We start from the raw sequence: 13,108 nt of genomic DNA, 5'->3' as shown, positions 1-13,108 counted from the left end.
AAGGAAAGAGCTCGCATGTCGAAACGAACCATTGTGATCACCGGCGCGAGCGACGGCATTGGCGCGGCCGCGGCCCGCAACCTGAGCCGCCGGGGCGACCGCGTCGTGATCGTCGGGCGTTCAGCCACCAAGACCCGTCAGGTCGCCGATGAACTCGGGGCGGACTTCTTCGTGGCCGACTTCGCCGACCTGTCGGAGGTGCGATCGCTCGCCGCGACGCTGCTCGAGCGCTACCCGCGCATCGACGTGCTCGCCAACAATGCCGGCGGCATCATGGGGGAGCGCCAGACCACGGTCGACGGTAACGAGAAGACCTTTCAGGTCAACCACCTCGCCCCGTTCCTGCTGACCAACCTGCTCATGGACCGGCTCCTGCAGAGTCGCGCGAGCGTCATCAACACCTCGAGCGCCGCTAATTCGCTGCTCGGCAACCTCGTGATCGGCGACCTCAACGCAACGAGCGGCTACTCGGCCAACAAGGCCTACGGCGACGCGAAGCTCGCCAATATTCTGTTCACGACCGAACTGCATCGCCGTTTTCACGAGCAGGGGCTGTCGACGGCCGCCTTCCACCCGGGCGGCGTCGCGACCGGCTTCGCGGCCGGGTCGACGAGTGTCATGCGCCTCGTCTATACCAGTTGGCTCAAGCGCTTTCTGAAGACGCCGGAACAGGGCGCCGACACTCTCGTCTGGCTCGCCACGACGACGCCCGGCGTGGACTGGGTGTCGGGGGAATACTACGACAAGCGTCGCGTCGCGAAGGCGCACAAGCAGGCAGCCGACAGCGCCCTCGCTCGCGAACTCTGGGATCGCAGTCTGGACCTCGTCGCCGCGCCGGTACTCTGACCCGGCTACAGCGGCGCGGCTGCGCCACGGCGACGATGAGGTGCGTCACGGTCGTCTGGGAGCGGCCCTGCCCTGGATTTCGACCGCAGAAAGCGCGGTCTGTCGACATCCGTGCCCGCGAGGGCATATGAATTTTGAGAGAATCAAAGCTATGACTGATTCGGAATACCCGGCAGAGTTGCCGACGCAGAGCACCGCGACACCATCACGAGCCACCACCGCCTACCGCGCCGCCCGCGACCAGCTGCTTGCGCTGCGCGCCGACCACGCCCAGGCCGCCGCCGACTTTGAGTGGCCCGATGTGGGCCCCACCTTCAATTGGGCCACCGACTGGTTCGACGTGATCGCCGCGGGCAATGACCGCATCGCACTCTGGATCGTCGAGGAAGACGGCCGCGAGCAGAAGATCAGTTTCGCCGACATGTTGCTCCGCTCCGACCGGGTCGCCACCTGGCTGCAGCAGAACGGCGTCGGCCGCGGCGACCACGTGATGCTCATGCTCGGCAACCAGATCGAGATCTGGGAGTCGATGCTCGCCATCATGAAGGTCGGCGCGGTCATCATGCCGACCTCCGAGATGCTCGATTCCGGCGACCTCGCCGACCGGGTGGCCCGCGGCGGCGTGCAACACGTCATCGCCAACGCCGCCGACGCACACAAGTTTGCTGACATCGCCGGGAATTACACGCGCATCAGCGTCGGACAGGCCGCCGCCGCATCCGCGGCAGTGCCGGCAGACGGATGGCTCGACTACGCCGCCTCCGCCGCGGTCAGCCCGACAGATCTCGGTGTCACGGTCGCCTCTGAAGACCCGTCACTGATCTACTTCACGTCGGGCACCACGAGCAAACCCAAGATGGTGCTGCACTCGCAGACCTCGTACCCGGTCGGACACCTGTCGACGATGTACTGGCTGGGCCTCATGCCGGGCGACGTGCAGCTCGCCATCAGCTCGCCCGGCTGGGGCAAGCATGCCTGGAGCTGCTTCTTTTCGCCATGGATCGCCGAAGCGACGGTGTTCGTCTACAACTATTCCCGCTTCGACCCGGCGGCCCTCACCGCCCAGCTTCACCGCGCGAAGGTCACCACGTTCTGCGCGCCGCCGACGGTCTGGCGCATGCTGATCCAGTCCGACGTCGGCAGCAAGCCGGCGGCCCTGCGCGAGCTGCTGTCGGCCGGCGAACCGCTGAACCCCGAGGTGATCGCGCAGATCGATCGTGCCTGGGACCTCACCATTCGAGACGGCTACGGCCAGACCGAAACCACCGCGATCGTCGGCAACGCGCCCGGATCCGAGCTGCTTGCCGGCTCGATGGGGCTGCCGCTGCCCGGCGTCAGTATCGAACTGCTCGACCCGATCACGGGCGAGGTCGCCGACGAGGGCGAGATCTGCCTCGCCCTGTCTGAGCGCTCGGTGAATGTGATGACCGGTTATCACGGAGACCCCGAGCTCACCGCGCGCGCCACCCGCGACGGCTATTTTCGCACCGGAGATGTCGCCCGCCGTGAGTCCAACGGCTACCTCACCTTCATCGGTCGCACCGACGACGTGTTCAAATCCTCCGACTACAAGGTGTCGCCGTTCGAGGTGGAGAGCGTGTTGCTCGAGCACCCCGCCGTCGCCGAGGCGGCCGTGGTGCCGGCACCGGATGCCACGCGTCTGAACATCGCCAAGGCGTACGTGCAGCTCGCGGCCGGCTGGGAGCCGACCCGCGAGACGGCCCTCGCCGTGCTGCACCACGCCCGGGTGGGCCTGCCGCCGTACATGCGGGTGCGCCGGGTCGAGTTCGCGCCGCTGCCCAAGACCAGCTCGGGCAAGATTCGCCGTGTCGAGCTGCGGGCCCGTGAGAACGTGGCCGCCGAGCAGGGAATGCCCCTGCCCCAGGAGTGGCGCGACGACCAGTTCCCCGAACTCAAACACCCCGAGCTCAAGCATCCCGAGCTCAAGCATCCCGAACTCAAGCATCCCGAAGCCAGGTAGCCGACGCCGAACCGTGAGTTGAACATCCGTTGCCAGCGGAAACCGATGCTCAACTCACGGTTCGGCGTCGGGAATTCTAGAAGCGGGCGAGCAGCTCGGTCTTCTTGGCCTGGAACTCGTCGTCGGTGACGACCCCGGCGTCGCGCAGCCGGCCGAGCTGCAGCAGCTGGCTGCCGGCCGAGTGGTCAATGGCGGTGAGGGCCATCGGTGTGCCGGTCGGAGCCGATTCGAGCGACGCCGGCGCGGCGGGGGAGAAGGCCGGGCCGGCCGGCGACGCCGTGATCGTCGACGGCTTGGCCGGACCGTGGGCCGCGCTCTGCGAGATGCGGTCGATCCAGGCCAGCGCGATGGCCGAGAGAATGAACACCATGTGAATGACGACCTGCCAGAGCACGCCGTCCCAGGTGTAGAAGTTGCCCGTGATGGTCTCGGTCGGGTTGGTCTCTACCGGGGTTCCGCGGGCGGCCAGATCGCCGACCTCAATGAACGTCTTGAGCAGGTGAATCGACGAGATGCCCACGATCGCCATGGCGAGCTTGACCTTGAGCACGTTCGCGTTCACGTGTGAGAGCCACTCGGGCTGGTCGGGGTGGCCGTCGATGCGGATGCGTGAGACGAACGTCTCGTAGCCGCCGATGATGACCATGATCAGCAGGTTCGCGATCATGACGACGTCGATCAGGCCCAGCACGGAGAGCATGATCGCGGCTTCTTCGACGTGGATGGCACCGTCTTCGTCCGGCACGGTCAGCGAGTGCCAGACGTCGCCGCCGAGGCTGACGAGCTCGACCATGAACACGATCACGTAGATGATCTGCGCCACGATCAGGCCGAGGTAGAGCGGGGCCTGCAGCCAGCGGCTGAAGAAAATCATGAGGCCGACGCCGCGAACCCAACCGGATTGCGGGCGGAACGGGCGCGGGGAATTTGAGGGGGCTTCAGTCACTGGGCAACCTTAGGGTGCCCTTGTTGTGAAATACCCTCCAGCGTGGAACTGCCCCACCTCTGGCCTCTGGAAGTGGGGCCGAAAGACCCGGGCGCTGTCGCATCCGTCGGCGTAGCGTCAAGGTAGACGCTCCGTCTATCACGCGCGCGTCTCGATTCTTTCATCACGATCCCACGAGGAGAGCGACCCTATGACCATGACCGAAGGCACCCGCAGCGCAGGCCAACAGGCGGCACCGTTCCACGCCGAACCGCTCGGCTGGGCGGGCTTCGTCTCCGGACCGTGGCAGGACGGCATCGACGTGCGCGACTTCATCCAGCGCAACTACACGCCCTACCTCGGCGACGCAGGCTTTCTCGCCGGCGCCACCGCGCGCACGACCGGCGTCTGGGCGAAACTCAGCGCCATGTTCCCCGAGGAACAGCGCAAGGGCGTCTACGACGTCGACGCGACCACCCCCGCCTCGATCACCGCGCACGCCCCCGGCTACATCGACCGCCCGAACGAGATCATCGTGGGCCTGCAGACGGATGCCCCGCTCAAGCGCGCCATCATGCCCTTCGGCGGCTGGCGCATGGTCGCGACGAGCCTCGAAACCTATGGCTACCCGGTCTCACCGGAACTGGAAACCATCTTCACGAAGTACCGCAAGACCCACAACGACGGCGTCTTCGACGTCTACCCGCCGGCCGTCAAACGCGCCCGCCACAGCCACCTGATCACCGGACTGCCGGATGCCTACGGCCGCGGCCGTATCATCGGCGACTACCGCCGCGTGGCCCTGTACGGTGTGACCGCGCTCATCGCCGGCAAGAAGCGCGAGCGGGTCGGACTCGACATGCAGCCCTCCACCGAAGAGATCATCCGCGCCAGAGAAGAGAACTCGGAGCAGATCAAGGCGCTCAAAGAACTCGTGCAGATGGCCGTGTCCTACGGCTTCGACATCTCTCGCCCGGCCGAAACCGCGACCGAGGCGATTCAGTGGCTGTACTTCGCCTACCTCGGCGCGGTCAAGGAACAAAACGGTGCCGCCATGTCGTTCGGCCGCAACACCGCATTCCTCGACGCGTACATCGAACGGGATCTGACCGCCGGCATCCTCACCGAGGAAGCCGCCCAAGAGCTCATCGACGACCTCGTCATCAAGCTGCGCATCGTGCGCTTTCTGCGCACCCCCGAATATGACGAACTCTTCTCCGGCGACCCGACCTGGGTGACCGAGTCGATGGGTGGCATCGGCCTCGACGGCCGGGCGCTGGTCACCAAGACTGCTTTTCGTTTTCTGCAGACCCTCTACAACCTGGGCCCGGCCCCCGAGCCGAACCTGACCGTGCTCTGGAGCGATGCCCTGCCCGCGGGCTTCAAGCGCTTCTGCGCGCAGGTCTCGATCGACACCTCGGCCATTCAGTACGAGTCAGACGACCTGATTCGCGACGCCTGGGGTGACGACGCGGCGATCGCCTGCTGCGTGTCCCCGATGCGGGTCGGCAAGCAGATGCAGTTCTTCGGAGCCCGCGTCAACACCGTCAAGGCCCTGCTCTACGCCATCAACGGTGGCCGTGACGAGATCACCGGCGAGCAGATCGCCCCCGAGACCGTGCCGCTGGTCGGCGATGTGTTGGACTACGACACCGTCTGGAATGCCTACCTCGGCACCCTCGAATGGCTCGCGGAGACCTACGTCGACGCGCTCAACTGCATCCACTACATGCACGACAAGTACGCCTACGAGCGCCTCGAGATGGCCCTGCATGACGGCGACATTCTGCGCACCATGGCCTGCGGTATCGCCGGCCTCAGCGTGTCCGCCGACTCGCTCTCCGCCATCAAGTACGCCACCGTGCGCCCGGTGCGCGATACGACCGGCCTCGTCACCGACTACACGATCGAGGGCGAGTACCCGGCGTTCGGCAACGACGATGACCGGGTCGACTCCATCGCCGTGCTCATCGTCGAGACCTTCATGGGCATGATCCGCAAGCACCCGACCTACCGGAACGCGGTGCACACCCAGTCGGTGCTGACGATCACGTCGAACGTCGTCTACGGCAAGAAGACCGGCAACACCCCCGACGGTCGCCGCGCCGGCGCCCCGTTCGCCCCGGGCGCGAACCCGATGAACGGCCGCGACACTCACGGCATGCTCATCTCCGCGCTGAGCGTCGCGAAGATTCCGTACGCCGAGGCCCAGGACGGCATCTCGCTCACCAACACGGTCGTGCCGGCCGGTCTCGGCCACACGCCGGAGGAGCAGGTGACCAACCTGGTCGGCCTGATCGACGCGTACACGCTCTCACACGGCTACCACCTGAACATCAACGTGCTCAATCGGGAGACCCTCGAAGACGCCATGGAACACCCGGAGAACTATCCGCAGCTCACCATCCGAGTGTCGGGTTACGCGGTCAACTTCATCCGGCTGACCCGCGAACAGCAGCTCGACGTCATCAGCCGCACGTTCCACGGCAGCGTCTGACGCCCGTGCCGGCTGTCATGCTCGGGATGCCGAGCGCGGATTTTCCGAGCCAGGAGTGCGCCGTCGTCGCCCTCGACGCCGGTACCGTCGCGGTGTCGAATGTCGCGGTGTCGGATGCTGCGCTATCGGATGCTGCGGCGCCCGACCAGACGGCGGCCCACCACGCCGAGATGGCCGCGATCCGGTCGGGTTCGGTCGCGAGCCTGCACTCCTGGGAGCTCGTGACCGCTGTGGACGGGCCGGGTACCCGCCTCACCCTGTTTCTGTCGGGGTGCCTGCTGCGCTGCCAGTACTGCCACAACCCGGACACCTGGAAGCTGCGCGACGGCACCGTGACCGACATCGAGGACATCCTCACCCGCATCCGCCGGTATGAGGGCGTGTTCACGGCCACGAAGGGCGGTGTGACGGTATCGGGCGGCGAGCCGCTGATGCAGCCCGCGTTCGTCACACGCCTGTTCGCCGAGCTGCACGGCCGCGGAATCCACACGACCCTCGACACCTCCGGCTACCTCGGGGCGAGTGCCTCCGACAAACTGCTCGACAACGTCGACCTCGTGCTGCTCGACGTGAAGTCGGGCCTACCCGACACCTACCGCGAGGTCACCGGGCGTGAGCTCGCCCCGACGATCGCGTTCGGTGACCGACTTGCCGAACGCGGCATCGCGGTGTGGGTGCGCTTCGTGCTCGTGCCGGGCCTCACCGACGCCGTCGACAACGTGGAGGCCGTCGCCCGGATCGTCGCCCGCTGGCCCAACGTGGCGCGCGTGGAGGTACTGCCCTTTCACCAGATGGGCGAGGACAAGTGGAACCGGCTCAGCATCCCGTACCCGCTGCACGGCGTGACGCCACCGGATGCAGCGCTGCAGGACCGCGTGCGGGCCCAGTTTCTAGCGCACGGGCTGACCGTCTTTTAGCGGGGAACGGTACGGCCCCCAACCGGGGGACTTACGAAACCAAGGAAAATACATTGATTCGTCCCCCGGTTCGACTTAGCCTTAGGGGAACGATCGGCTCCGGAGCCTCTCGGGAGTCGGAGCACCATGGTTGTGAGCGCGCGAATCGGGGCCCTGATCGTGGTCGTCGTCGGTGCCCTGGCGCTGGTCGGATGGTACGTCGGCCTAAGCCGGCTCACCAACCTGATTCCCGGATTCGGGGCCATGAGACCGACGACGGCCCTCTGCCTGCTGTTGTTGGCCGCCGCCGTGCTCCTTCTGAATCGCCCCATTGCCGCGGGCGTGCTCGGCTGCCTGGTCGCGGTGCTCGGCACGCTGACCCTGCTCGAATATGCCTTCGCCGCCTCTCTGGGTGTGGCCACCCTGCTGCCCGGAATCGACCTCGGCACCGTTGACCTGGGCGGGCACTCGCTCATCATGGCCCCCGGCACGGCCGCGGCGCTGATCTTCTTGGGGGCATCCGTCGCCCTGATCGGGTATCGCCGGCACACGACGCTGGCCCTCATGTTGTCGATGGTCGGCCTCGGGATCAGCCAGATCGCTCTCGTCGGCTTCGCCTATAGCGTCTCCTCGTTGTACACCGTCGCGGGAACCACCAGCATGGCGCCCCACACCGGCGCCAGCTTGCTGATCCTGTCGCTGGCGATCATGGCGCAACGACCGAGAGACGGACTCATCGGGCTGCTGCGCGATCAGGGCAGCGCCGGAACCCTGCTGCGCGGCGCCTTTCCCTTCTTTCTTCTCGTACCGTTTCTGGTGGGCTGGCTGCGCCTCTGGGGCGAACGCGAAGGGATGTACACCACCGCGTTCGGAACCGGGATGCTCGTGATCAGCATGACCGTTCTCGGTTGCGGGGTCAGCTGGCTGGCGGCTCTGCGGCTGCGCGAACTCGATCACCTGCGTGATGCCAGCGACGAGCAACTCGCCGAGGTGAACCGCACCCTCGAGTCGACGGTCAGTGAGCGCACGCGGGAATTGGCTGAGTCCGCGGAGACCCTGCACGCACTCATTCGGGTGGCTCCCGTCGGCTTCGTGCAGCTCGATGCCGACGGAGGCCTGCTGGCGGCGAACGACACCTGGATGTCCCTCAGCGGCATGACCGTGCAAGAGTCGCTCGGCGGCGGCTGGGCAAAAGCAATTCACCCCGACGATGTCGAACGTGTCGTTCGCGACTGGACCGCCTGCGTCGAGCAGGGCGGCAGCTATGAGGCAACCCTGCGGTTTCGTCGACCGGATGGGGAGGAGAGCTGGGTGCAGGTGAGCACCACCCCCCTCAACGGTTCGGAGGTCGACGACTCGTCGCAGAACTTCGTGATCACCGGACATCTGGCGAGCGTCACCGACATCACGGCCCTGCGTCAGATTGAGGCGCGGATTGAGCACCTCGCCTTTCATGACGCGCTGACCGGTCTGCCCAATCGCATCCTGCTCCTGGACCGACTCGACCAGGCGTTGCTGAATGCGGGGCGGCACGGGCGGGGAGTTGGCGTGCTCTTTCTCGATCTGGATCGCTTCAAGATCATCAATGACACGCTCGGGCACCATGTCGGCGATGCGGTGCTCTCCGAGGTCGCCACCCGGCTGTCGCACGGTGCGCGCAGCACCGACACGGTCGCGCGCATCGGCGGCGACGAGTTCGTCGTGGTGTGCCCCGATGTGGCGGGCCTCGACGACGTTGCCCTGATCGCGGCGAAGATCAGCGACCTGATCAGGCAGCCCATCGACCTGCCCGATCTGCCAGACCCGCACGACCTGCCCGATTTGCCCGATCTGCCCGATGCCGGGCAACTCTCACCGGTCACCGTGAGCGTCGGGGTGAGCATCGGTATCGCGTTCGGGGTTGGTGGGGATGAACCCGAACTGCTGCTGCGCGAAGCCGACCGGGCCATGTACCTGGTCAAAGACCCGGTACGCACCCCGCTCGCCGTGCTGCCAGAGCGGCTGGACCGTTCGGTCTTGTAGATCGGCGTTGTGGCCCGGTGCTCGAGATTCGTGCCGGTCGCCGGCCTCTGCGAGACTGGGCGGGCATCAGCCACAGCACCGGAAGGACCCCATGCTCGACTTCTTGTTCGGCCCGATTCCCGGGATCATTGTCACCGTCGTCATCATCGCGGTGGTCGTTCTCGTCTACGCCCGCACGATCTACAAGAACGCGGGGCCCGACGAGGCCCTCATCATCACCGGTAAGAAGAGCCGCAAGACCATCGTCGACGGGGCGACCCTCGAAGAGTCAGGCCAGCGCGTCGTACACGGCCAGGGCGTGTTCATCACCCCGTTCTTTCAGAAGGCCTTCAAGATCAGCCTGCGCAGCCGCGCGATCGAGATCACCGCGGTCGCGCAGGACCGCAACGGCATCACCCTCTCGGTCGAGGCCGTCGCCATCGTCAAGGTCGGCGATTCCCCGAAGTCGATCCGGGCTGCCGCGCAGCGTTTTCTCGGCCAGGACAAGAACATCGACGGCTTCGCCCAGGAGGTGCTGAGCGGTTCGCTGAGGTCCTCGATCGGCGCGACCGACGTGATGACCGTCATCCAGAAGCGCGACGAGCTCGGCAGCGCCGTTCTCGCCACAGCCCGCGAGTCCCTCGCCAACCAGGGCCTCGACGTCGACTCCTTCGAAATCAAGGGCATCACCGACGAGAACGATTACATTCGTGACATCGGCCGTGCCGAGCAGGCCAAGGTGCGCCGTCAGGCCGAGGTGGCCGAGCACTTCGCCAACCGCGAATCGCAGGAAGCCCTGATCGCCGCCGAGCAGGCCATCGCAGAAGCACAGAACACCCTCGCCCTGCGCAAGGCAGCCCTGCAGCTCGACACCGACAAGGCAGCTGCCGAGGCCGCCGCGTCGAAGCCGCTCGCCGAGGCGAAGGCCCAGCAGGCCATCGTGCAGGAGCAGGAACTCACCGCCCAGCGCCGGGCCAGCCTGCGTAAGGCCGAGCTCGAGTCCGAGGTCAACGCCATTGCCGACGCGGATGCCTACCGGATTCGCGTGACCGCGATCGCCGCTGCCGAGGCATCCGTCGCCGCCGCCAACGCCGACCGCGACAGCCGCGTCGCCTACGCCGACGCCATTCGCGCCGAGGGTCAGGCCGAGGCCGACGCGATTCTCGCCCGCGGTACCGCGGAAGCCACCGCAACCCGGCTCTCGGCCGAGGCCGTCGCCCAGCAGTCCGAGGCCCTCATTCAGCTGCGCCTCGTCGAGATGCTGCCGAAGATCGCTCACGAGCTGGCTGCGCCAATGGGCAACATCGACCAGCTCACGGTCATTTCGACGGATGGCGCCAGCCAGCTCTCGAAGAACGTCGCCGCGGGCTTCACCGAGGTAGACGCCGTGTTGAGCTCGACCATGGGGGTGGGCATCAAGGACCTGCTCGGCGGACTGCTCGGCGGCGGCGTCGCGAGCGCCCTCGCGAAGGATGCCGTTGCCACGGGCCTTCCGAACGATGTTGCGGACGGTGTTCCGGCCGGCGTTCCCGTCGTTGCTCCGGAAAGTTCCGACAGCAGATCGTAACTTTCAACCCCTAGCTTTAGCCCCCGCGGTGTTGTTGCATAAGTCATCGACCCCGAACACGGTGTTCGAGGGCGAAGGCGCGGGGGATGACAATGACCACCAAGGTGTTCGAGCCTTACACGTTCGCCGAGACCCACCGACGCACCGGCCATGGTGTGCTCGGTGGGTTCCTCGGCTTCGTCGCCATGAGTGTCGCCGCCGGCATTCTGGCCAGTGTGGCCGTCACTCCCGTGCTCGCCGTCTCGGGGGTCGCCGTCAGCAGCACGATCAATGCCTTCGAAAACCTGCCCGGGTACGTCTCGATCGAACCCCTGTCGCAAAAGAGCAACATCTACGCGACGCAGACCGACGGCACACCGGTGCTCCTGGCCTCGTTCTACGACCAGAACCGGGTCGAGGTCGCCTTCGACGCCATCAGCCAGTTCGTGAAGGACGCCGCCGTGGCCGGTGAAGATCCCCGGTTCTACGAGCACGCTGGCGTCGACCTGCAGGGCACCGTGCGGGCCACCCTCAGCACCGTCGCCGGGGGCGTCACCCAGGGGGGATCCTCGATCACGCAGCAGTACGTGAAAAATGTGCTCGTGCAGAAGTGCGAAATCATCGTCGATCCGGTCGAACACGACGCCTGCTATCTCGCCGCCACCGAGACCACCCCCGACCGCAAGCTCAAGGAGATGCGGCTCGCGATCGGACTCGAGAAGAAGTATGCCAAGGATGACATTCTGCGGCAGTACCTGAACATCGCCGGTTTCGGCGGCACCGTCTACGGCATCGAGGCCGCCGCGAACTACTACTTCAACACCACCGCGGCGGCGCTGAGCCTGCCGCAGGCGGCGAGCCTCGTGGCGATCGTTAACAACCCGGTGAAATTTCAGCTTGACCGGCCGAACAGCGAGACGAACGGGGCCGCGAACGGCTACGCCACCAATCGGCAGCGGCGTGATTACCTCCTCGGCGAGATGCTGAAATACGGCAAGATCACCGAGGCCGACCACGCGGCGGCCAGTGCGGCCCCGATCGAACCCGTCATCACGGAACCGAGCACCGGCTGCCAAACCGCCGGCGACAACGCCTTCTTCTGCGACTACGTCACCCAGAAGCTGCGGAACGACCCGGCCTTCGGCGAGGATGCGGCCTCCCGCCTGATGACCTTCCGGCGCGGCGGGTACAACGTGTACACGACCCTCGACCTCGACCTGCAGGGCGCCGCGGTCGCCACAATGAACGCGGAGGTACCCAAGACGTACGCGGCCGGTGACGTCGGCGCCGTCATCTCGAGCGTGCAGGTCGGCACCGGCCGGGTGCTCGTGATGACGCAGAACAAGGACTACAGCCAGGATCCGGCCGTTCAGGCGACGGGCGCCAACTACACGAGCATCAACTACAACACCGACTTCGCCGAAGGTGGCTCGCGTGGTTTTCAGCCGGGGTCGACCTACAAGGTCTTCACTCTCGCCGAATGGTTGAAAGAGGGGCACTCCCTCAACGAGCGGGTCGACTCCCGGCGCAAGTCGAACTGGGGCACCTTTAAAGACAGCTGTCTCGGTCCGCAGAACTACGACCGGCAGAACTGGAACCCGCGCAACGACGCGAACGAGAGCGGCGGCAACTACAGCGCCCTGCAGTCGACGATCGGTTCCATCAACACCGGGTTCATCGGCATGGCCAAGAAGATCGATCTCTGCGGCATCCGTCAGACCGCCGAATCCTTCGGAGTGCACCGCGCCGACGGCACCCCCCTGCTGCAGAGCGCCGCGACGGTGATCGGCACCAACGAGGTGGCGCCCCTGAGCATGGCGGTCGCTTTCGCCGGCATCGCGAACAACGGCACGACCTGCTCGCCCATCGCGATCGACCGCATCACCGGGCCGGACGGTGCCGAGCTGCCGGTGCCGCAGTCCGAGTGTGTGCAGTCAGTGGAACCGGCGGTCACGGCGAGCATGGCCTATGCCATGCGCCGGGTGATGACCGATGGCACCGGACGCCAATCGAACAGCGCGGCGAAGCCATCCGTTCCCCTGATCGGCAAGACCGGCACCACCGACGGCGCCAAGGACACCTGGATGAGCGGAGCCAGCAGCAAGGTCGCGACGGTCGTTGCGGTGGTGAGCCTCACCGGGGCCGTCAACCAGCGCCGCCTGCAATTTGCCGGGGGGCAGGTCGCGACGGCCCGGCACCGCATGTGGCCGGCCGTGATGAGCGTCGCCAACGCCAAGTACGGTGGCGATGCCTTCGTCGAGGCCGCCCCGCCTCCGCCCGTGCGCACGGTACCGCGGCGGCCCCAGGCTCCGGTCGCGCCGCCGCCCGCCCCGCCCGCCCCAGAGACGCCGCCGACCCAGTAGTTCGCGCACGGAAACCGGATACGACGACGAAAGCCCAGCGATTGCCTCGCGCG

8 protein-coding genes are annotated in these 13,108 nt (G+C 66.5%); 7 read left to right on the top strand and 1 reads right to left on the bottom strand.

Going from position 1 to position 13,108, the window contains the following annotated elements; all coding sequences use genetic code 11:
• The first annotated feature begins 15 nt into the window (after positions 1 to 15).
• Together E3T55_RS04440 and E3T55_RS04435 are read left to right on the top strand one after the other, a co-directional pair.
• Positions 16 to 846 (top strand): SDR family NAD(P)-dependent oxidoreductase, encoded by an 831-nt coding sequence (locus E3T55_RS04440; RefSeq protein ID WP_134518369.1) that lies wholly within the window; start codon positions 16 to 18, stop codon positions 844 to 846.
• A 151-nt stretch (positions 847 to 997) separates the two neighbouring features.
• Positions 998 to 2,827, top strand: a complete 1,830-nt coding sequence (locus tag E3T55_RS04435; RefSeq protein WP_134518368.1) for an AMP-binding protein — start codon at positions 998 to 1,000, stop codon at positions 2,825 to 2,827.
• 76 nt (positions 2,828 to 2,903) lie between these two features.
• Here E3T55_RS04435 and E3T55_RS04430 read toward each other — a convergent pair whose 3' ends face one another.
• A complete protein-coding gene (locus E3T55_RS04430) occupies positions 2,904 to 3,773 on the bottom strand; it encodes a TIGR00645 family protein (protein ID WP_241992866.1) in 870 nt (289 codons plus the stop codon).
• 190 nt (positions 3,774 to 3,963) lie between these two features.
• Between E3T55_RS04430 and pflB the strand changes: the two genes are divergently transcribed.
• The 5 genes from pflB (at position 3,964) to E3T55_RS04405 (ending at position 13,055) form a co-directional block, all read left to right on the top strand.
• Positions 3,964 to 6,249, top strand: a complete 2,286-nt coding sequence (pflB, locus tag E3T55_RS04425) for a formate C-acetyltransferase (protein WP_241992865.1) — start codon at positions 3,964 to 3,966, stop codon at positions 6,247 to 6,249.
• 5 nt (positions 6,250 to 6,254) lie between these two features.
• On the top strand, positions 6,255 to 7,166 hold the full coding sequence (gene pflA / locus E3T55_RS04420) for a pyruvate formate-lyase-activating protein (protein ID WP_241992864.1): 912 nt from the start codon (positions 6,255 to 6,257) through the stop codon (positions 7,164 to 7,166).
• Between the two features lie 126 nt (positions 7,167 to 7,292).
• Positions 7,293 to 9,167 (top strand): GGDEF domain-containing protein, encoded by a 1,875-nt coding sequence (locus E3T55_RS04415; protein ID WP_134518367.1) that lies wholly within the window; start codon positions 7,293 to 7,295, stop codon positions 9,165 to 9,167.
• A 91-nt stretch (positions 9,168 to 9,258) separates the two neighbouring features.
• A complete protein-coding gene (locus E3T55_RS04410; protein WP_166791670.1) occupies positions 9,259 to 10,713 on the top strand; it encodes a flotillin family protein in 1,455 nt (484 codons plus the stop codon).
• 86 nt (positions 10,714 to 10,799) lie between these two features.
• Positions 10,800 to 13,055, top strand: coding sequence for a transglycosylase domain-containing protein (locus tag E3T55_RS04405; protein ID WP_134518365.1), 2,256 nt, complete (start codon positions 10,800 to 10,802; stop codon positions 13,053 to 13,055).
• Positions 13,056 to 13,108 lie beyond the last annotated feature (53 nt).

This window comes from Cryobacterium frigoriphilum, from assembly GCF_004403305.1.
GTDB lineage: Bacteria > Actinomycetota > Actinomycetes > Actinomycetales > Microbacteriaceae > Cryobacterium > Cryobacterium frigoriphilum.
Note: the sequence above shows the minus strand (reverse complement) of the source record. Positions and strands in the feature narration are given on the sequence as shown.